Annotated in this window: 17 protein-coding genes; 6 read left to right on the plus strand and 11 right to left on the minus strand. The window is 53.7% G+C overall.

Going from position 1 to position 20,754, the window contains the following annotated elements:
* Positions 1-116: 116 nt before the first annotated feature.
* Complete coding sequence (locus tag JFY74_16655) at positions 117-542, minus strand: GNAT family acetyltransferase (GenBank protein QQG27687.1); 426 nt, start codon at positions 540-542, stop codon at positions 117-119.
* Positions 543-724: 182 nt separating this feature from the next.
* Here JFY74_16655 and hemF point away from each other — a divergent pair, with 182 nt between their 5' ends.
* Positions 725-1,657, plus strand: a complete 933-nt coding sequence (gene hemF, locus JFY74_16660; protein ID QQG27688.1) for an oxygen-dependent coproporphyrinogen oxidase — start codon at positions 725-727, stop codon at positions 1,655-1,657.
* A 3-nt stretch (positions 1,658-1,660) separates the two neighbouring features.
* Positions 1,661-2,113 carry a YaiI/YqxD family protein gene (locus JFY74_16665; protein ID QQG27689.1) on the plus strand — a complete coding sequence of 151 codons (453 nt, stop codon included), beginning with the start codon at positions 1,661-1,663 and terminating at the stop codon, positions 2,111-2,113.
* A 184-nt stretch (positions 2,114-2,297) separates the two neighbouring features.
* On the opposite strand, the gene mtr is transcribed toward JFY74_16665, so the two are convergent.
* From mtr to JFY74_16715, 10 genes are all read right to left on the minus strand, one after another.
* Positions 2,298-3,572, minus strand: a complete 1,275-nt coding sequence (mtr, locus tag JFY74_16670; GenBank protein ID QQG27690.1) for a tryptophan permease — start codon at positions 3,570-3,572, stop codon at positions 2,298-2,300.
* Positions 3,573-3,799: 227 nt separating this feature from the next.
* The gene (locus JFY74_16675; protein ID QQG27691.1) at positions 3,800-4,123 is read right to left on the minus strand and encodes a hypothetical protein; all 324 of its coding nucleotides are present in this window, start codon (positions 4,121-4,123) and stop codon (positions 3,800-3,802) included.
* A gap of 19 nt (positions 4,124-4,142) precedes the next feature.
* Positions 4,143-4,469 (minus strand): hypothetical protein, encoded by a 327-nt coding sequence (locus JFY74_16680; protein QQG27692.1) that lies wholly within the window; start codon positions 4,467-4,469, stop codon positions 4,143-4,145.
* A gap of 462 nt (positions 4,470-4,931) precedes the next feature.
* Positions 4,932-7,211 (minus strand): NADP-dependent oxaloacetate-decarboxylating malate dehydrogenase, encoded by a 2,280-nt coding sequence (gene maeB, locus JFY74_16685; GenBank protein QQG27693.1) that lies wholly within the window; start codon positions 7,209-7,211, stop codon positions 4,932-4,934.
* 271 nt (positions 7,212-7,482) lie between these two features.
* Positions 7,483-8,445: a sugar-binding transcriptional regulator gene (locus JFY74_16690; GenBank protein ID QQG27694.1), complete on the minus strand. Its 963-nt coding sequence runs from the start codon at positions 8,443-8,445 to the stop codon at positions 7,483-7,485.
* Between the two features lie 201 nt (positions 8,446-8,646).
* Positions 8,647-9,504, minus strand: a complete 858-nt coding sequence (locus tag JFY74_16695) for an oxidoreductase (protein QQG27695.1) — start codon at positions 9,502-9,504, stop codon at positions 8,647-8,649.
* Positions 9,505-9,541: 37 nt separating this feature from the next.
* Complete coding sequence (locus JFY74_16700; protein ID QQG27696.1) at positions 9,542-10,378, minus strand: sugar phosphate isomerase/epimerase; 837 nt, start codon at positions 10,376-10,378, stop codon at positions 9,542-9,544.
* Between the two features lie 18 nt (positions 10,379-10,396).
* Positions 10,397-11,176, minus strand: a complete 780-nt coding sequence (locus JFY74_16705; GenBank protein QQG27697.1) for a triosephosphate isomerase — start codon at positions 11,174-11,176, stop codon at positions 10,397-10,399.
* A complete protein-coding gene (locus JFY74_16710) occupies positions 11,173-12,921 on the minus strand; it encodes a dihydroxyacetone kinase family protein (protein QQG27698.1) in 1,749 nt (582 codons plus the stop codon). The genes JFY74_16705 and JFY74_16710 overlap by 4 nt, the downstream gene beginning before the upstream one ends.
* Before the next feature lies 1 nt (position 12,922).
* Positions 12,923-14,305 (minus strand): MFS transporter, encoded by a 1,383-nt coding sequence (locus JFY74_16715; protein ID QQG27699.1) that lies wholly within the window; start codon positions 14,303-14,305, stop codon positions 12,923-12,925.
* A gap of 542 nt (positions 14,306-14,847) precedes the next feature.
* On the opposite strand from JFY74_16715, the gene rpiB reads away from it, so the two are divergent.
* The 4 genes from rpiB to JFY74_16735 all read left to right on the plus strand — a co-directional run bounded on the left by rpiB (position 14,848) and on the right by JFY74_16735 (position 20,725).
* Positions 14,848-15,306 carry a ribose 5-phosphate isomerase B gene (gene rpiB, locus JFY74_16720; protein ID QQG27700.1) on the plus strand — a complete coding sequence of 153 codons (459 nt, stop codon included), beginning with the start codon at positions 14,848-14,850 and terminating at the stop codon, positions 15,304-15,306.
* A gap of 212 nt (positions 15,307-15,518) precedes the next feature.
* The gene (tal, locus tag JFY74_16725) at positions 15,519-16,469 is read left to right on the plus strand and encodes a transaldolase (protein ID QQG27701.1); all 951 of its coding nucleotides are present in this window, start codon (positions 15,519-15,521) and stop codon (positions 16,467-16,469) included.
* Between the two features lie 15 nt (positions 16,470-16,484).
* On the plus strand, positions 16,485-18,479 hold the full coding sequence (tkt, locus tag JFY74_16730; protein ID QQG27702.1) for a transketolase: 1,995 nt from the start codon (positions 16,485-16,487) through the stop codon (positions 18,477-18,479).
* A 329-nt stretch (positions 18,480-18,808) separates the two neighbouring features.
* On the plus strand, positions 18,809-20,725 hold the full coding sequence (locus JFY74_16735) for a PTS glucose transporter subunit IIA (protein QQG30573.1): 1,917 nt from the start codon (positions 18,809-18,811) through the stop codon (positions 20,723-20,725).
* The last annotated feature ends 29 nt before the right edge of the window (positions 20,726-20,754 follow it).

Here is a 20,754-nt window from a genome sequence, read left to right on the forward strand (position 1 = left end):
TCAACTGATCCTCAATTGCTAAGCAATACACCATTAACGGCGCACCTTTTCTCAGCATCGGGAAGATTCTAGAGAAGATAAAATATTAACGGGTATCGCTTGAAGATCGGAATAAATCAATACTCCCGATCTTCAATCAGGCGTTTTCCTAGCGTGATGCAGTCAACGATTTCATAGTCGAGTTTTTCATACATGCCGATCACGGCATCGTTGTCTTCGCGCACCATCAGGTGGATTTTCGGACAGCCGCGGGCAATCAGTTTTTTCTCCAGACGGCTAATCAACGCATTCGCAATGCCGCGCCCGCGAAAATCTGGGTGCACGCCCAGATAGTATGCCGATCCGCGGTGGCCGTCGTAACCGCCCATCACCGATCCCACGATTTCGCCGTTCACCTCTGCGACCAGAAACAGATCGGGATCGTGATTGAGCTTACGTTCGATGTCCATCTCAGGATCGTTCCACGGGCGCAGCAAATCGCAGCGCTCCCAGAGGGTGATCACGGCTTCAAAGTCATCCTGCCTGAATATGCGGATTTCCATCACAGTCGCCATTTTGCAATAAGGTAAATCGTGATTATCGCGTGATTTTTATCAGACGCAATCTCAAATTGCGCGCCGCCATCAGGAATCACACAACAGGTGACCGGGGATCGATTTTATTGATGGTATACTGCCCGCCTTTATTATTGTGCCCTCATCGCCAGAGAAACGAGATGCCCACTATGTCTGACGTCAATGCGGTAAAACATTTTTTGCTTAGCTTACAGGAAGATATCTGCCAGCAGCTTGCAGCGCTTGATGGCGGAGCCGATTTCGCCAAAGATGAATGGCTGCGTGCCGAAGGCGGCGGCGGGTGCAGTCGCGTGCTGTCCGGCGGACGCATCTTTGAACGCGCGGGCGTAAACTTTTCCCACGTGACCGGCAAATCATTGCCACCTTCAGCCAGCACGCATCGCCCCGATCTGGCGGGCCGCAGTTTTCAGGCAATGGGCGTGTCGCTGGTGATTCATCCGCTTAGCCCTTACATTCCCACCAGCCATGCCAATGTGCGCTTGTTCATCGCCGAGAAACCGGGAGAAGAGCCGGTGTGGTGGTTTGGTGGCGGATTCGATCTCACTCCCTATTACGGTTTCAAAGAGGACGCGGTGCATTGGCATCAGACCGCACACGACCTGTGCCAGCCGTTCGGTGACGATGTGTACCCGCGCTATAAAAAGTGGTGCGACGATTACTTCTTCCTCAAGCACCGTAACGAAGCGCGTGGTATCGGCGGACTCTTTTTCGACGATCTCAATGAGCCAGATTTTGCTACCAGTTTCGCCTTCATCCGTGCCGTCGGTAACGGGTTCCTCGATGGCTATCTGCCCATCGTCGAACGGCGTAAAGATCTGCCGTGGGGAGAACGCGAGCGCGAATTCCAGCTCTATCGCCGTGGTCGCTATGTAGAATTCAACCTGATTTGGGATCGCGGGACGCTGTTTGGCCTGCAAAGCGGTGGACGCACCGAGTCAATTTTGATGTCCATGCCACCGCTAGCACGCTGGGAATACCAGCATCAGACTGAACCGGGTAGCCCGGAAGCCCTGCTGTATCAAGATTTTTTACCAGCTAAAGACTGGCTGGCAGAAAGTCACACGCACAACAAGGAAGCATAAGTCATGCAGATTTGGGTCGATGCCGACGCCTGTCCTAACGTCATCAAAGAAGTGCTATTTCGCGCGGCAGATCGCACGCAAACACAGGTCACACTGGTTGCCAACCAGACCATAAAAGTACCGCCGTCGCGCTTTATTCGTACGCTACGCGTCTCGGCGGGTTTTGACGTCGCCGACAACGAGATTGTGCAACGCGTTGAAGTCGGCGATCTGGTGATCACTGCGGATATTCCGCTGGCATCGGAAGTGATAGAAAACGGCGGCATCGCGTTGAATCCGCGTGGAGAGCGCTATACACCGGATACCATTCGGGAACGGCTGAACATGCGGGATTTTATGGATACCATGCGCGCCAGCGGGATACAAACCGGTGGCCCGAGCGCATTAAACCAGCGGGACCGTCAGCAGTTCGCTAATGAACTGGACAAGTGGTTGCAGCAGTCGAAAAAGCCGTAACGCTCTGCCTGATTCCCCTTCCGTAGACCACCGATCGTCAAAACATCGAGATACACGGAACGATCGTGGGGCGAGGTATCCCTACGGGAACCTCATCCCCGTGCTTTTCCTAAAAACAGGCTCAAGCAACCAACATTAACTATCTCATCCCTTCTGTTTTAGCAAAGCAGGATGGCGATATGACTTAGCGATAAACTGGCAGCAGATCGAGACTCGAGAGCACATGTATCAGCGCGGTGCCAATGCCAAATAGCAGCACCAGCGCAACCATCGCATTGCCGCCCCGTACGCGGAACAGCGGGCTACCAAAGCGGCGACGCGACGCAAGGGCCAACAACGCAGGCGTAATCACCGCCCATACGGTGGCTGCCAATCCGGCAAACCCAATCGCATAAATAAAGCCGTTCGGATAGAGCAGACCGCCGATGATTGGCGGCAGAAAGGTCACCAGCGCTGTCTTGGCTCTTCCCAGTCGGCTATCGTCAAACTTCAATAAATCCGCCAGATAATCAAACAGCCCCAGCGTTACCCCAAGAAATGAACAGGCGACGGCGAAGTTGGAAAAGACGGTGAGCAGCACGTCCAGATAGGGGCTGTTCAACACGCTACCCAGCGTCTGCACCAGCACGTCAATATTACCGCCCCGCTCCGCAATCCCGATAAAATCAGGGCGGGCAATGTTCCCCATCGTACCAATCAACCAGATGGCGTACATCACCAGCGCCAGAGCGCTGCCAATAAACAGGCAACGCTTGATGACCTGTGGCTTATGACCGTAATGCTTCACCAGACTGGGAACGTTGCCATGAAAGCCAAAAGAGGCCAGGCAAAATGGCAGCGTCATCAGCACATACGGAAGATAGCTGGGCGCTTCTTCCGCAACATTGAGTAAAACAACCGGCTTAACGTTCCACAGCAGACTGCCGAACGTCATGAAAAAGGTCAGTACTTTTGCCGCCAGAAAAAAGGCGGTCATACGACTCACCGCCGCGGTGCTCCACCACACGGTCAACGCGACAAACAGCGCAAACAGGAAACCGCCGACGCGGGCGGAGAAATCGATCGACATCTCAGCAAGCGTGTGATGGATAATTGAGCCACTCGCCGAGATATAGGCGTAGGTCAGAATATAGAGGACAAAGGCAATCGATATGCCGTTAATCACATTCCAGGTCTTACCTAACAGATCTTTGGTCAGCGTATCGAAGCTGGCACCCGTCGGATAATTCAGGTTAGCTTCCAGTATCATTAACCCCGAGTGATACATGCAAAACCAGGTAAACACCAACACGGCCAATGACCAGAAAAACCAGGCACCCGACATCACCACTGGCAGGGAAAACATCCCGGCACCAATAATCGTTCCTGCAATAATCATCGACCCGCCAAACAGCGAAGGAAGACGCTTTTCTGTACCGCTTTTTTCTACTGTATTTTCGTTCACTGCGCGTGTTGCCATAGCCAATATTCGCTCGTTGGTTTTTTTATCGAGTCCGGGGAATCTCCCCCGAAAGACGAGGCGGGATCATGGCATAAAACCAAAATTATTCCATTGATTTAACTCTTTCCGATAGGGGAAAAACATCATGTCAGACCAAAGAGAATAATATGCAGTAAAAAATCCATTACACAACATGTTGTATAGAGAACAAGAGTTTAAACTCAACATGTGCACTATCAAGTGCCCTAAATAATTTTAAATACCGAAGAGATTACCGCGCTAATCAGTCCATTTATAAACCTGTCATATTGAGTTTTGGCAAGACCTTCCTGCTTTAGCGCGTTCAACGTCACAAGGTCAGCTTTAGCTTTCACAAGGAAAGTGAACTCATCTTTTGATATCTGTTGATTTGCTAGCTGTATTGTCCATCGCTCTAAGTCATTTTTTAATTTATCTACAAAATCCATTCCGTCTTTAATAGCAGCCTCTTTATATGAAAACCAACTATCCTGTGCATAATTTCTTATTTCCTGACCAAGTGCTCCAACGATTTCTTCGAAATTAGACATAGTAATGACTCCTCTATAATCAATTAGATTGTTTTACTTTACCGCTTTCCAACTCAATCACTTGATCAAATCCATTTGATATGACATCCTTCATGTCTGTCACAAAAGTTTTTGACAACGTGTTATTCCTTTCCCAATATGCTAAAAAGCCACCTAACGAATTACGATTCGGGCTTTTGATGATTTCCCATTGCTTAGTGACTATTTCATTTTTTGGCAATCCCCTTGCATATTCATAAGCTTTTTCTACCTGGATTTTAAGTAAAACCACCTCATGCCGATTTTCTTCAAATGACTCTGTCGTAGCCTTATCCATTAAAGCCAATGCATCAACTTTAATTGCCACTGCCTGCTCATAGGCTCGCTGATTGAACGGTGATATGGTAGAGCAAGAAAGTAAAAAAAGGCAGAATATTGAAATTAATGACAACCTATACTTATTAAAAAAAAACATTAATGACATCATAAAAACCTCATGATTTTATTAATTACAAAATGATTACCATTAAATTTATTTTCATGGAAAGATAAAGAAAAAACACTCATATCAAATTAGTCATTACCCCCTCGCTCTTAACATTAATAATACATAGATATCATTTTATAATTTATGATTATAAACCAACACTAAAGAACCACAAGGAATTAGAACTTTATTTCTACATTATGACTATCGTATATTTAATAAATAACATGCCTTCCATATTTATTAATTCAATGGGCTAAGCAACTATTTGGTCAATAAATTGCGATAAATAAAAAACCCAGCCAACAATCGGCTGGGTTTGTCTGTATTGCTGGAAATAACTTACAGCGGCTGAGTTTGTGCTTCTACCACCGCCAGTGCGACCATGTTCACGATCCGGCGTACGGAGGCAATCGGCGTCAGGATGTGTACCGGTTTTGAAATACCCATCAGTACCGGCCCTACCGTCACGCCTTCTGAAGAGGAAACGCGTAGCAGGTTATAGCTGATACGCGCAGATTCCATGTTCGGCATGATCAGAATGTTAGCCGAGCCTTTCAGCGGGCTGTCCGGCATTTGCTCGCGGCGGATGGCTTCCACCAGTGCGGCGTCGCCGTGCATCTCGCCGTCGATCTCAAGTTCCGGTGCCAGCTTGTTGACCAGCGCCAGCGTAGCACGCATCTTCTGCGCCGTCGGAGAATCCGAGGTGCCGAAGCTGGAGTGCGACAGTAGCGCGACTTTCGGCTCGATACCGAAACGGCGTACGCTTTCTGCCGCCATCAGAGTGATTTCCGCCAGCTGTTCCGGCGTTGGATCCGCGTTGACATAGGTGTCGGCGATAAAGGTGTTGCCGCTCGGCAGCATCAGCGCGTTCATCGCCCCCGCAGCCTGCACGCCTTCGCGGTAGCCGAACACTTTCTCAACCACGTCGAAATGCTCTTCATAGGTGCCAATCGTGCCGCAAATCAACGCATCCGCTTCGCCACGGTGAACCATGATCGAGCCAATCAGCGTTGGGTTGCCGATCACCGCACGCTGCGCTTTCTCCTGCGACACGCCGCGACGCTTCATCAGTTCGAAATACTCACTCCAGTATTCTTTGAAGCGCGGATCGGATTCGTTATTGACCACTTCGAAATCTTTACCGATGGTCAGTTGCAGCCCCAGCTTTTGCAGACGCATTTCGATGACGCTCGGACGACCAATCAGAATCGGGAACGCCAGACCCAGCGTCACCAGTTCTTGCGTGGCGTGCAGCACGCGCGCATCTTCACCTTCCGCGAAGACGACACGTTTAGGCTGCTGACGCGCCTGTGCGAAGATCGGCTTCATGAACAGGTTGGTTTTGTAGACGAACTGGGTCAGTTTTTCGATATAGGCATCGAAATCCTCGATCGGACGCGTCGCCACGCCGGAATCCATTGCCGCCTTCGCCACCGCCGGTGCGATCTTGATAATCAGACGCGGATCGAATGGTTTTGGAATCAGATAATCCGGGCCAAACGACAACTCCTGATCGCCGTAGGCAGAGGCAACCACTTCACTCTGCTCTGCCAGCGCCAGATCGGCAATCGCATGCACGCAGGCCAGCTTCATCTCTTCGTTAATCGTAGTCGCGCCGACATCCAACGCGCCACGGAAGATGAACGGGAAGCACAGCACGTTGTTCACCTGATTCGGGTAATCCGAACGGCCGGTACAGATAATGGCATCCGGGCGCACTTCTTTCGCCAGCGGTGGCAGAATTTCTGGTTCCGGGTTAGCCAACGCCATGATAAGTGGACGCGGTGCCATGGTTTTCACCATCTCCGGCGTCAGTACGCCGGGGCCAGAGCAACCAAGGAAAATATCCGCATCAGGGATCACGTCAGCCAGCTTGCGAGCACCGTTATCCTCAATGGCGTAAGCGGCCTTGGTTTCTTCCATATTTTCGTCACGGCCGTGGAAAATCACGCCGCGTGAATCACACACCACAATGTTGTGCTTCTGAAGACCCAGCGCCACCAGCAGGTTAAGACAGGCGATAGACGCCGCGCCCGCACCAGACACGACCAGACGCACATCGGAGATATTTTTTTCTACTACACGCAGGCCGTTCAAAACGGCGGCGGTACAGATGATCGCGGTGCCGTGCTGATCGTCGTGGAAGACCGGAATCTTCATGCGTTCACGCAGTTTCTTCTCGATGTAGAAGCACTCAGGCGCCTTGATGTCTTCCAGATTGATACCGCCGAACGTCGGCTCCAGCGCGGCGATCACGTCGATCAGTTTGTCTGGATCCAGCTCGTCGACTTCGATATCGAAAACATCAATGCCGGAGAATTTTTTAAACAGGACGCCTTTACCTTCCATCACCGGTTTACCGGCCAGTGCGCCGATATTACCGAGGCCCAGAACGGCCGTCCCGTTAGAGATAACGGCAACCAGATTGCCGCGCGCGGTGTATTTGTAGGCGGCCAGCGGATCTGCCGCAATTTCCAGGCAGGGAGCCGCGACACCAGGGGAATAGGCCAGCGCCAGATCGCGCTGTGTCGCCAGTGGTTTCGTCGGGGAAACCTGAATTTTTCCGGGAATCGGATACTGGTGGAAATCAAGGGCGCTTTGCTTTAGCTGTTCATCCATTTTATGTACCTTTTCGGTTTTGTTGTGTTGTGTCTGTAGGGTCAAGAGTACCCAGTATAGTGTTTGCGAATGACGAAACTACCGAGGATGGCAAAAACTGCGGGGGAATGCTGGTTAATATAGTTATTTTATTTGACGTTTTTTTGTTCAATTTACCGCCAACGTCAGGGACATCTAGCAGGTCGTTCAGACGCGATTCAGGAGAAATGGGGGACGAATAGGCAATAAGCGTCACGTGATGTAAAAACACCACGTAACGGAGAAAAGTGATTTACTGCGTCATATTCAGAATAGTACGAATATTGCCCGCACTGGTGGCGATAATATCGATGGCACCCGTGCGCAGTGCACCGAGAATGGCTAACGCTTTGGTGTTTTCAGAAGCAATAGCAATCACACAGGGGATTTTATGTAACTCTTCAATACTCACGCCGATGACCCGTTCATTCATCACCGTATCGACGTGCTGGCCCTGAGCGTTAAAGAAGTCATACCCGGCGATATCGCCAATCACGCCCTGATTCAGGCTGGCATCAATAATTTCATGCGGGGTGAACCAGCCGAGTTTAACCATGTAGCTGTTCTCATTCATATCCCCGATGCCCACCAGCGCGATATCGGCCTTGCGCGCCCGATCCAGCGTTTCCTTAATGGTACCGTTTTGCATGAATGCTTCTTTCAGCGCCCGGTTTTCGACATAAGCAGGTGAGTACAGCGTTTCACTGCTGCCGCCGAATTTCTTTGCCAGACGGCGGCTGATATGGTCAGCGTTAATCGCATCGCCGGGGCGGTGTGTTCCGCCGATACCGCAGATAAAGCGGCAATTGCGTTCCGTCACATTGCTCACATGATCTGCGACCGCCGCCACATTACGCCCTTGCCCCACCGCCACCACCGTATCGTCCTTCAACGACAGTGCCAGATAGTTAGAAACCAGCGCCGCAACCTGCCGCCGCTGTTCCTCTTCATCTTGATGATCTAACGCAATCAGGGCACGCTTGATCGAAAAGCGCTCCAGCATCTGCTGTTCGAGACGCGTGCTGAATACCGGGTGATAGCGCACAGTAATTTCAACAATGCCCTCTTCCTTCGCCCGCTTCAGTAAACGTCCGACCTTGATGCGCGAAATACCAAATTTCTTGGCGATCTCTTCCTGAGTAATTTCGTCCTGATAATAAGCGACGGCGATTTCAGTCAGAAGTTCGCTTTCCTGAGATCCTGATTGTTTTTCCATCTGGTCACATTTTCCTTACGCAAGGGGATCGGTTTATACAGACGCTGTGTCTACAGATGAAAACAGTCGCGATGAATAATTGTTGCATGCCGGGAAGAGCGGCTCAAGCCCGGCGCGATGATCCCTGACGGTGACGCAAACGAACAAAAGCATCCGTGCCATAAGCCAGCCCAAAAGGCTGGCTCCGACAGCGGCAGGACATTACCGTTGAATCGCATCAATCTTCAGCATTTTGGCAATCACCAGATCGAGCTCTTTCTCGTCGAAAATCTTCTTCCAATCCGGTTTGATGATGTTCTCTTTACCGTATTCAATCGCGATCATGCACGCATCTGAGAACGGATTGGTGCTGCGGAAAGCCACCGCCAGCGCGATCTGAATGTGTCCATACAGCATGGCTTTCGCCGCGGCTTCCGGCACGCCAATCGTGTTGATGGTTTCATCCAACGCTTCTTTCATCAAGGTGCCAACCATACAGGCGACGGTTTCAACCAGCGTTGGTTCCAGATAGGCCAGCTGTTTTACCGTCACCCAGTGCACATCAAGTACTGGGCCATACATCACTTTCACTACACGAGCCAGTTCCGCTTTCTGCTCGTCGCTGCCCGTTTCATAAGATGCCGCAACGTGCTGTGGCGCAGCTACGCCACCAAATGCATCAGCATGTTCTTCCGGCGTGAAGCGATCCAGAAATACGGAGGGATGACACGGGTGTGCGACGGCGTAATCGATATCATCACGTTTGGCGATAAGATTGGCATAGGCCGCAGCCGGGTCCAGCGTCAGCAGCACGGCGTTACTTTTCATCTGCGGAACAACCAGCCCGGAGACCACCTTCAGCGCAATATCTGGCACAGCCAAAATCACGACATCGCTTTCAGGAATAACCTGCTCGGCAACGGAGAGCTCCCTGCCTGCGGCCACGACTTGCTCCTGCGCGCGCGGCGAGTTCTCGCAGTAAAACACCTGATAGTCACTTTTCTGGAAATTGGCAGAGATGCGCATGCCCATTTTGCCGCCAGCGCCCAGTACGGTAATGGTTTTCAATTCAGCAGCCATGATTGTTACTCCTCGGGTTTGCAATAGTAAAAAGCGATTAAATAGAATGCGTTGTCGGTGATGAACGGCCTGCGTACGGGTTTCGGGTATACAGGTAGCTCAGGCTATGGCGCGTCCAGGCGTCTTCCAGACGGCAGGTTTCTTCCGCGTTGGCCTGCCACGGCAGCCAATGCTCGACGATCTGGTTAATGTTTCGTTCGTTCGGACGGACTTTCTGGTGAAGCACGTCGTAATCCAGCAGGCCGGTTCCCAGCAGACAGCCGGAATAGGTAAAGCCCACCCACCCTTCCTGACGGGCAAAGGCAAAATCTTTGATATGTAGGTTAACCACACGTGGAGCCGTCAGCTCAATCACCTCGCGCGGATACTCCAGCGCAGCAACACAGTTGCCGGGATCGAGACAAATCCCTAGTGCCGGGCTGTCGATGGCGTCGACCACGGCCAGGACGTCGCGCGTTTTTACCTGTTCGTAGGTTTCCAGTCCCAGTTGGATGTCATGCCGCTCAAACTCAGGCAGCACCTGACGCAGTAACGTAAGCGCCTCGTCTTGCGTTGGCTTATGTGTTGCCGTGTTGAACATCGTGCGGATAAAACGGACATCCAGCGCACGCGCCATGGTGAGATAGCGCGTCAGGTGCACCGTGTCTAATCCCCGCGTCCCCAACTCCAGCTGAATGCCTAAATCGGCGGCGTGCTGCCGCAGTTTTTCCAATTCGGCAGGTGAGAGTGTTTCGACCGCGGCGTAATCACAAATCTGGAAAACGCCCGCACCAGACTCCGCCGTTTGCTCCAGCATGGCTTGCAATCCCAGCGGCTTTGGCACGCGAGAAGAAGCTCGCCAGAAGAACGCATAAGTACTTAATCCGATTGCCATGTTTATTTCCTCTCTCTCTTACGCCTGCGAGCCGAGCGCGAAGGCTTCATCCATAATGGCGTTAAACGCCGCCGGATCGTGGGCAAAACGCCCCAGAAACAGGCCATCAGCCGAATCGCCAAGCTGACTAAGCAATCCCGGCCCCGCGCTACCGCCATAAATGACACGCCCTTCACGCACGCCTGCCTGTGTTGGAACGTGCTGTTTTAATGCCTGACAAACTTCGCGGATGTAGGCCGTCGGGGCAGGTTCCGTGCTGCCAATCGCCCACTGTGGTTCGTAGGCCAGTACCAGCTCGCCCGTCAGCTGTTGCTTCTGGGCCAGATCCAGCGCCGCCGCCAGTTGAGCCTGACAGGTGTCGATTGCCTGTTGCGTCGAACCGCGTTTCTCTTCGCCAACGCACAGCACCGGAGTCAAGCCATTACGCCAGGCCGCCGCTGTTTTCAGCGCGAAATGCTCATCCGTTTCACCAAAATAGCGGCGGCGCTCGGCGTGTCCGATTTCGACATAGCGACACCCCATTTCATGCAGCATGGTACCGCTCACTTCCCCGGTGAAAGCACCGTTATCCGCCCAGTGCAGATCTTGTGCACCGACATGAACGGGTGACTCGGCAAACCGTTGCATAACGGGGGCTAAGGTCGGAAAAGCGGGCAGAACAAATAGCCTGACTGAGGGCAGTGACGCCAACGGATGCTGTGCCACCATCACCTGAATGTGCTGGCACCAGTCGAGCGTCTGCTGGTAGCCGAAATACATTTTCAGGCTGACGCCCAGCGTTAATTTGCGAGAACTCATCGCTCACTCTCCGCTTGCGCCGTCGTCTCGCTGTTCAATACCGCCGAGACAGCATCAAGAATCATGGCTAGCGATATCGCCCCCGCATCGGGTGTTCCCAGGCTTTTTTCTGCCAGTGGACGGGCGCGACCAATTTTGGGTAACAGTTGTGCCGTGTCGTCAGCCGCCTGCTGCGCGCACTGCGCGGCCTGCTGCCAGGCTTCTGGCAAGCTCATTCCCGCTTCCACCCGCTGTGTGAGCGCGAGACTAAAGGGGATCAGAGCATCCACCAGCGTTTTATCCCCCAGTTTCGCTTTGCCAAAATGCATCACGCTTTCTTTAGCCTGACGCACGCCATCTGCCACACGGCGACCGTCAGGGCGTTGTTCATCACCCAATACAGTTCCCAGCGCATTCAACGCGACGCCCCAGATTGCGCCAGAGGTTCCCCCAGCCCGATCGGCCCAGGCATCTGCCGCACGTTGCAATAACGTACCGGCACCCGCCTGCTGTTCCAGCATTTCAGCCGCTTTTTCCGCGGCGGCAATCACCCCGCGCTCCATGCCAATGCCGTGATCGCCATCTCCGGCAATCGCATCAATACGGCCCAACTCTGTGACGTTCGCCAACACAACGTCACGCACGGCATTCAGCGCTGCCGCAACACAGTGTGCCGCCGCTTTCGATGCCGCCGTCGCGGTTGGGATCACATCCAGTTCGGTGGTGAATGTCCGCTCAGCCAGCGGTTCGGCGGGAGACATGCTGCCTTTACGAAATGCCGGTGCATCCGCAGGCGCTCGCCAAAAACGCTCTAGTTCCTCATCCAGCCAGAACAGCGTGAGCGACAGACCAGCCATATCGAAGCTGGTCACAAGTTCCCCCACTTCCGGCTCGACCACCGTCAGCCCCTGCTCGACCAGCAGTTGCGAAACCCGGCGATAAACCACAAACAGCTCTTCGTATTTCACGCCGCCGAGGCCGTTGAGCACCACGCTGATCCGCTGCCCGGAGAGCGTCGCAATACCTTGCGGCACCTCTTCCAGCAGTGAACTGACCAAAAGCTCAGCCAGCTCATCGGCGGTTGAAATAGGCACATCGCGAATGCCCGGTTCACCGTGGATCCCCATGCCCACCGCCATCATTCCTTCGGGGACGGTGAACAGCGGGTGTTCCGCGCCCGGCAACGTACAGCCTGAGAAGGCTACGCCGAGTGAACGGGTGCGCTGGTTGGCACGCTCGGCAACCTCAAGCACAGCGGCCAAATCGTAGCCCGCTTCCGCTGCCGCAGAGGCCGCTTTGAAGACCATCAGATCGCCCGCCACTCCACGACGTTTTTGCGATTCGTTCAGTGGCGCACTGGAAATGTCATCGGTAACCGCCAGCAGTTCACACGGAATGCCCTCCGCATTCAGACGCGCCCTGGCTTGTCCGAAATGAAGCACATCGCCCGCATAGTTACCAAACGTCAGCAGCACACCACCGCCATTGTGCGCCGCTCGGGCGACGGAGCAGATCTGCTGGGCAGAGGGCGAAGCAAACAGGTTGCCCATCGCCGCGCCGTGCGCCAGCCCTTGCCCGACCAGACCAGCAAACGCCGGGTAGTGGCCGGAGCCCCCCCCGACCACAATGGCGACCCCACCTTCACGACTGCGAGTGCTTCTGACCACGCCGCCAGGCACCTGACGTACTTTGTCAGCATGCGCCGCCACAAAGCCTTCGGTCAGTTCCCGAGCGAAAGCAGAAGGTTGGTTGAACAAATACGTCATATTAATGCTCCTGTGTTGCTGATGCGGATTTCGATAACCGGTCCGAACGGCTGAGCAGGACAATCAACACGGCGGAAAGCAGCATTAGCCCGCCGACAATCATCATGGGCAGCACGTAGGTTCCCGTCACCCCCCGCACCGCACCGGTGATGTATCCCGCTGAAAATCCGGCAACGTTGCCAATGGTATTGATGAGCGCGATGGCCGCTGCCGCTGACGCCCCCGTCAGGAACTGGGTCGGTAATGTCCAGAAGTTAGGCAGCGCGGCGAAGATGGAGCAGGCCGTTACGGTGATCACCGCAATGGTCGCCGTAGGAGATTCCATAAACAGCGCCAGCGGAATGCTGATCGCCCCCGTCAGCGCAGGGATGGCGATGTGCCATGAACGGCAGCCGCGACGCGTCGCATCACGTGACCAGAAATACATCACGATGGCCGCAGGCAAGTAAGGGATGGCGGTAATCAGCCCTTTATCCATGACATTGAAAGTCGTGCCGAACTGCTGTTGGAAACCCGCGATAATCGTGGGCAGGAAGAACGCCAGTGCATAGAGGCCGTAAATAAAACCGAAGTAAATCAGGCACAGTACCCAGACGCGTTTGTTGAACATCACGGTCATCACGCTAGGGTGTTTGCTGTGATTTTTGGTGGCATGCTCGCTTTCCAGTTCACTGACCAGCCAGCGTTTTTCATCGGCATTCAGCCATTTGGCATCGGCCGGACGATCCACCAGATAGAACCAGGTAATGATACCGACGATGATGGCGGGAACAGATACGCCGAGGAACATCACCCGCCAACCAGACAATCCGAACAGGCCATGCTGCTCAATCAGCCAGGCGGCCAGCGGCGCGCCTAACACCACGGTCAGCGGCTGTGCCAGATAGAACAGTGACAGGATTCTGCTACGGTAGCGGGCAGGCACCCACATGCTGAGGAACAAGATCGCGCCGGGGAAGAACCCCGCCTCTGCTATCCCCAACAGGAAACGTAGGATATACAACCCTTCAATACTGCTTACCCAGGTAAACAGCAATGACACGATGCCCCACGACACCATAATGCGTGACAGCCATTTGCGCGCGCCGAAGCGGTGCAATGCCAGATTGCTCGGCACTTCCAGCAGAATATAGCCAATAAAGAAAATCCCAGAGGCGAGCCCGAACTGCGCGACGGTTAGCGCAAGATCGGTATTCATGCCATTCGGTCCCGCGAACGAAATGGCCGTACGATCGAGGAAGTTAATAAAGAACATCAGGCCGACGAAAGGCACGAGACGCCAGGAGATCTTGCGAATGGCCGATTGTTCTACAGCAGATGGTGTGGTGGTGGACGGTTTTGAGGCAGATTGCCCCGCCGTTGCCGCAGCCGATACTTTACTCATACAGCCCCCTTACTACCGATAGTCAATCCCTTCCATGACATCGCCTCTACGCCAGGCTGTTCCTGCATTTCATCCTCTTTCGTCATTTGGTACCCGGTGTGACCTTTGTTGTTTGTTGTCTTTTTTATCGTTTGCATACAGGTCTGACACATTGTTATGCCCTCTAAAGATTTAGATCATTAACACACATTGTGAACATATGAACGATATATTTGCCCCAATCTTTTGCCTATCTCTCTGTTTAAAAATTGTGAGCATGATCTAAATATGTATCAAAAAGGTAAAATACCGCCTTAAAAGCCGTAAAAGTGACCAAGATCACTCTTTTAATCGCCTTTTCCTCTCTGATAAAACAAAAAACAAATAATCACACGTTGAACATTTGAAAAAAGCGGTATATGTTTAGCCATGAAAAGGCCGGAAATGTACGGAATCATGCAGAGAGATTCTCGTTAGTGTCTGTTTATTCATGTTTTTACAAACAATCTAACGAAAGCGACATATCAGGCTCACTTTGACCCTCAGCCAGGCAGGAGATAGATATGCTCTCGATTGCAATTGGTGCAGACAGCGCCGCGATTGATCTGAAAAACACGATTACTGATTATTTACAGCAGAAGGGGCTGACGGTGACCGACTACAGCTACGATCCCACCGGGGAAAATCCGATCTACCCCGATGTTGCCTACACGCTGGCGCACGCAATTAAAGACGGTAAGCACCAGCGTGGGATCCTGCTGTGCGGCACCGGGATCGGCATGAGTATCGTGGCTAACAAGGTCAATGGCATTCGTGCCGCTCAGTGCCATGACACCTATTCCGCTCAGCGGGCCAGAAAAAGTAACGATGCGCAGGTGATCGCACTAGGCGCTCGGGTTATCGGCCCTGAACTGGCAAAAGAGATTGTCGGTGCCTGGCTGGATGCCGAGTTTGAAGGTGGCGGATCGGCACCGAAAGTCGAGAAAATCAGCTACTACGAACATCAAGAAAATCATCGGTAACCCTGTCTGACGGCCCGCAGTCATCCCCAGACTGGCTGGCCGTCAGTCTTACTGTTCGTTCAGCCGACTTTCCGTGCAGCAAAATAGTGTTCCGTCGAGAGAGCCCAACCGCAGCAATCGGAAAAAGCGCATGTTATTCCACGTCCTCATGGTGCAGTGTGTTGGCTCTGTTTTGCGCAGGCCATTTCTCTTTTACATCAAGGAGCTCAATCATGAATCAATTAGAAGCCCTTAAGCAATTTACCGTGGTGGTCGCCGATAGCGGCGATATCGACTCTATTCGTCAATTTTCGCCACAAGATGCCACCACAAATCCGTCCCTGATTCTGAAAGCCGCCACCCTGCCCCAGTATCAACCGCTGTTTGATGACGCGATCGCCTATGCAAACCAGCAAGGCGGTAGCCCGGAAACGCGGCTCATCAACGCCAGCGACCGACTGGCCGTGAATATCGGTGCAGAAGTGCTGAAAAGCATTCCGGGGCGCATCTCCACCGAAGTGGATGCCCGCCTCTCGTTCGATCGCGGTATGTGCGTAGCGAAAGCGCGCAAGCTCATTGGGATGTATCAGGAAAAAGACATCCCGCGTTCACGCATTCTGATCAAGCTTGCCGCCACCTGGGAAGGGATTCGCGCGGCTGAAGAGCTGGAAAAAGAAGGGATCAACTGCAACCTGACGCTGCTGTTCTCGTTTGCTCAGGCGCGCGCCTGCGCCGAAGCGGGCGTCTTTCTGATCTCGCCGTTTGTTGGTCGGATTTATGACTGGTATCAGGAAAAGCAGCCCACCCGCGACTATCAGGCTGAAAGCGATCCTGGCGTGATCTCCGTGCGTCATATTTATGACTATTACAAACGCCACCGCTACCAAACCGTGATCATGGGGGCCAGTTTCCGCAAAGTGGAACAGATTCTGGCGCTGGCGGGATGCGATCGCCTGACGATTTCCCCCGCGCTGCTGGAGCAACTGAAAAACAGCAATGCCCCGGTCGAACGCCAGCTGACGCCGTCGACCGAAGCGTTCAATCCACCTTCGCCGCTGTCTGAAGCCGAGTTCCGCTGGGAACACTATCAGGATGCGATGGCCGTCGATAAACTGGCGGAAGGCATTCGCCTGTTCGCTGCCGATCAACAAAAGCTGGAAGCGCTGTTGGCAGCCAAGCTGTAACGTCTGGAGTCAAGCATGTCCTCTCGTAAAGAACTTGCCAATGCTATCCGTGCGCTGAGCATGGATGGGGTGCAGAAAGCCAAATCCGGTCACCCGGGCGCACCGATGGGCATGGCCGATATCGCCGAAGTGCTGTGGCGCGATTATCTTAACCATAATCCGGCCAACCCTAACTGGGCCAACCGTGACCGCTTCGTGCTGTCCAACGGCCACGCGTCCATGCTGATTTACAGCCTGCTGCATCTCTCCGGCTACGACCTGCCGATTGAAGAACTGAAAAACTTCCGTCAGCTGCATTCCAAAACTCCGGGTCACCCTGAATACGGCTACACCGCCGGCGTTGAAACCACCACCGGCCCGCTGGGTCAGGGTGTTGCCAACGCCGTGGGTATGGCGATTGCCGAGCGCACGCTGGCGGCGCAGTTCAACCGTCCGGGCCACGAGATTGTTAACCATCACACCTATACCTTCCTCGGTGACGGCTGCATGATGGAAGGGATTTCTCACGAAGTCTGCTCGCTGGCAGGCACCATGAAGCTCGGCAAACTGACTGCGTTTTATGATGACAACGGCATCTCTATCGACGGTCACGTTGAAGGCTGGTTTACCGACGATACCGCTGCCCGTTTTGAAGCCTACGGCTGGCACGTGGTGCGTGGCGTAGACGGTCACGATGCGGACGCCATCAAACGCGCCATCGGCGAAGCCCAGCTTGTCACTGACAAGCCATCGCTGCTGATGTGCAAAACCGTGATTGGTTTCGGTTCTCCGAACAAGGCCGGTACGCACGATTCCCACGGTGCACCGCTGGGTGAGGCGGAAGTGGCTGCTTCCCGCGAACAGCTGGGCTGGACGCACGTGCCATTTGATATCCCGGCTGACATTTATGCGGCCTGGGACGCGAAACCGGCCGGTCAGCGTAAGGAAGCGGCCTGGGATGAGGCGTTTGCCGCCTACGCCAGCGCGTACCCTGAGCTGGCTGCCGAATTCACACGCCGCACCGGCGGTGAATTGCCGACCAACTGGCAGGCAGACGCACAGAAATTTATCGACGATTTGCAGGCGAATCCGGCGAAAATCGCCAGTCGTAAAGCCTCACAGAACGCGCTGGAAGCCTACGGCAAACTGCTGCCGGAATTCCTGGGCGGCTCTGCTGACCTGGCACCGAGCAACCTGACCATCTGGTCCGGCTCGGTTTCACTGGATAAAGACCACGCGGGTAACTACATCCACTACGGCGTGCGCGAATTCGGCATGACGGCGATTGCCAACGGGATTGCGCTGCACGGGGGCTTTGTACCGTACACCGCAACCTTCCTGATGTTTGTGGAATACGCGCGTAACGCCGTGCGTATGGCTGCGCTGATGAAAATCCGCAGCATCTACGTTTACACCCACGACTCCATCGGTCTGGGCGAAGACGGCCCGACACACCAGCCGGTTGAACAACTGGCAAGCCTGCGTGTGACGCCGAATATGAGCAACTGGCGTCCGGCGGATCAGGTGGAAACGGCGGTGGCGTGGAAATATGCCATTGAGCGTCAGGACGGCCCGACGTCGCTGATCCTGTCTCGTCAGAACCTGGCACAGCAGCCCCGTACCGCTGAACAGCTGGCGAACGTGGCGAAAGGCGGTTACGTGCTGAAAGACAGCGATGGCCAACCTGAGCTGATCCTGATTGCCACCGGTTCTGAAGTTGAACTGGCTGTCGGCGCGTATGACAAACTGACCGCAGCAGGCCGTAAGGTGCGCGTGGTGTCCATGCCGTCTACAGATGCGTTCGACAAGCAGGATGCAGCCTACCGTGAAGCGGTGCTGCCAAAAGCGGTAGCGGCACGCGTAGCGATTGAAGCGGGTATTGCGGACTACTGGTTCAAATACGTCGGCCTGAACGGCGCGATTGTCGGCATGACAAGCTTCGGCGAATCGGCTCCGGCTGAGCTGTTGTTCGAAGCATTCGGCTTCACCGTCGATAACGTGGTCGAAAAAGCGCAGGCGTTGCTGAAGTAAAGCGGCGGTTCGGTAAACTGACGATGCAGTAAAACACCGATAGCAGACTGCGATATCGCGCGCAAAAGGATCGCAAACCGCGTTATTGTTTGTGATCCAGATCAATTAATTCACCTGAGTCCATTGCATGACTCCAGCGCCGCATGCTGATATTGCGGCGCAACACCACAAGTTGCACCAGCCTATTTTTATCGCGGCGTGCTACTGCTTCGGCAGGCAAGACCAAAATAAAAATGCATTTCCTCTTTTTTAGAGGTGCATTTTTATTTTGGTCTTTTTTTTTGGCCTAATTGGCGTCAACACAGGGTAAAACTATGGATCATCAAAAAATGAATTATCAAAAACTTGGAGTCGACATCCTCGCGTTGAGCGGCGGCAAGCAGAACGTCAGCAAACTGACCCACTGTGCCACTCGCTTACGTTTCGAGTTCAACGACAGCCATGCCGTACAGGCAGAAGCAATTGCTAAACTTCCCGGCGTTATCAGCGTGGTCGATCGCGGCGGCCAGTTTCAGGTGGTGATCGGCAACGACGTTCAAGTCACCTACCGGGCGATTTTGAATGAGATTGGCGAAATGAACAGCCAGCGCAATGCTGGCAACAAACAGCAGAAAAAAGGCGGAATTTTCACGCAAATCATCAGCGTAATCTCCACCACCTTCACCCCCGTCATTCCGGCAATTACTGGCGCAGGGATGATCAAAGCACTGCTGGCAATCCTCAAGCTGACGGGCTTAATTTCTGCCGACAGCACGACCTATCGCTTGCTGGATACCATCTCCGATGCGGCCTTTTTCTTCCTGCCCGTGCTGCTGGCTTACGGTGCCTCCATCAAGTTCGCCTGTAACCCAATTCTGGCGATGACAATTGCTGGCGCATTGCTGCACCCGAATCTGGCTCAGCTGTTAGCATCAGGCGGGCCAATCAGCTTTATCGGTATTCCGGTACGGCTGGCGGACTATGCCGGATCGGTGTTACCGATCATCCTCACCGTATGGATCATGTCCTACATCGAGAGATTCGCTGAAAAAGTCTCACCGTCGATGATCACCTTCTTCACCAAACCGATGATCGTGCTGCTGTTTACCGCGCCATTGGCGTTAGTGGTGATCGGGCCTTTCGGTATTTTCCTCAACGATCTGGTCGCCAGCGGCGCGGCCATCATTGACGGCAAGGCAAGCTGGTTAATCCCGATGCTGATGGGTGGCCTGCAACCGTTCCTGGTGATCACCGGTACGGCCTGGGCGATGACGCCGATTGCCACCTCGCAGCTTACCCGTAACGGCTTCGAAATGATCAACGGGCCCGGTATGCTGGCTTCCAACATTGCTCAGGGTGCCGCCACACTGTGCGTCGCGTTTAAAACCAAGAACAAGAATCTGAAACAGCTGGCTTCTTCGGCGGGCTTCACCGCGTTGCTGGGTATCACCGAACCCTCTCTGTACGGGGTGACGCTGAAACTGAAGAAACCGCTGATTGCCGCCATGATTGGCGGGGGCTGTGCGGGCATCTATGCCGGTTTAGCTGGGCTGGTTCGCTACGCCTTCGTCTCACCGGGGCTGGCAGCGCTGCCTGCTTTCATTGGTGAAAACCCGATGAACATCGTCCATGCACTGATCACCTGCGCCATTGCGATTGTCGTCACGTTTGCTCTCACCTGGATCATGGGATTCGACGATCCGGTTGATGAAACTGACAGTGCCCAAACCGACTCAGCTCAGGCAGATCAACGCCAAGCGGCACCGGCAGCCAATACTGCTCAAAAAACGCAGGCCGCAGAAGGCCACGCAGAACCACAAACTATACTCAGCCCGCTGTCCGGCAAATTGGTCGCGCTGAGTGACATCAACGATGACGTATTCTCACAGGGATTACTGGGGCAAGGCGTGGCGATTATTCCTGACAACGGTGAAGTGGTCGCGCCCGTCAGTGGCGAAATCATCACGTTCCTTGAGTCTAAACACGCCATCGGTATCCGGGCTGACAACGGTTTGGAATTGCTGATTCACGTCGGTCTGGACACGGTGAACCTCAACGGCAAGCACTTTACCGGCTATATCAAACCGGGCGACCGTGTCACCGCTGGCGACAGGCTAATTAGCTTCGATCTCCATGAAATCACGCGTCTGGGTTATGACCCGGTTACGCCAGTCGTGATTATCAATAGCGATGAGTACGCCAGCGTCGTCTGCACCGCACCGCAGCCGATCGCCCCGATGGATACCATCATTAAAGTGAACGCCTGACGATCCATAAAAGCATTGGGCAAGGTGCC

It is taken from the genome of Pectobacterium carotovorum, from assembly GCA_016415585.1.
In the GTDB taxonomy this organism is placed as follows: domain Bacteria; phylum Pseudomonadota; class Gammaproteobacteria; order Enterobacterales; family Enterobacteriaceae; genus Pectobacterium; species Pectobacterium carotovorum_K.

Excerpts from the sequence above, each read along its gene's own strand:
- JFY74_16710 (QQG27698.1), bottom strand. The coding sequence starts at position 12,921 with ATGACGTATTTGTTCAACCAACCTTCTGCTTTCGCTCGGGAACTGACC.
- JFY74_16715 (QQG27699.1), bottom strand. The coding sequence starts at position 14,305 with ATGAGTAAAGTATCGGCTGCGGCAACGGCGGGGCAATCTGCCTCAAAA.
- JFY74_16675 (QQG27691.1), bottom strand. The coding sequence starts at position 4,123 with ATGTCTAATTTCGAAGAAATCGTTGGAGCACTTGGTCAGGAAATAAGA.
- JFY74_16700 (QQG27696.1), bottom strand. The coding sequence starts at position 10,378 with ATGGCAATCGGATTAAGTACTTATGCGTTCTTCTGGCGAGCTTCTTCT.
- maeB (QQG27693.1), bottom strand. The coding sequence starts at position 7,211 with ATGGATGAACAGCTAAAGCAAAGCGCCCTTGATTTCCACCAGTATCCG.
- mtr (QQG27690.1), bottom strand. The coding sequence starts at position 3,572 with ATGGCAACACGCGCAGTGAACGAAAATACAGTAGAAAAAAGCGGTACA.
- tkt (QQG27702.1), top strand. The coding sequence starts at position 16,485 with ATGTCCTCTCGTAAAGAACTTGCCAATGCTATCCGTGCGCTGAGCATG.
- tal (QQG27701.1), top strand. The coding sequence starts at position 15,519 with ATGAATCAATTAGAAGCCCTTAAGCAATTTACCGTGGTGGTCGCCGAT.
- JFY74_16695 (QQG27695.1), bottom strand. The coding sequence starts at position 9,504 with ATGGCTGCTGAATTGAAAACCATTACCGTACTGGGCGCTGGCGGCAAA.
- JFY74_16735 (QQG30573.1), top strand. The coding sequence starts at position 18,809 with ATGAATTATCAAAAACTTGGAGTCGACATCCTCGCGTTGAGCGGCGGC.
- JFY74_16705 (QQG27697.1), bottom strand. The coding sequence starts at position 11,176 with ATGAGTTCTCGCAAATTAACGCTGGGCGTCAGCCTGAAAATGTATTTC.
- JFY74_16665 (QQG27689.1), top strand. The coding sequence starts at position 1,661 with ATGCAGATTTGGGTCGATGCCGACGCCTGTCCTAACGTCATCAAAGAA.
- JFY74_16655 (QQG27687.1), bottom strand. The coding sequence starts at position 542 with ATGGAAATCCGCATATTCAGGCAGGATGACTTTGAAGCCGTGATCACC.
- JFY74_16690 (QQG27694.1), bottom strand. The coding sequence starts at position 8,445 with ATGGAAAAACAATCAGGATCTCAGGAAAGCGAACTTCTGACTGAAATC.
- rpiB (QQG27700.1), top strand. The coding sequence starts at position 14,848 with ATGCTCTCGATTGCAATTGGTGCAGACAGCGCCGCGATTGATCTGAAA.
- hemF (QQG27688.1), top strand. The coding sequence starts at position 725 with ATGTCTGACGTCAATGCGGTAAAACATTTTTTGCTTAGCTTACAGGAA.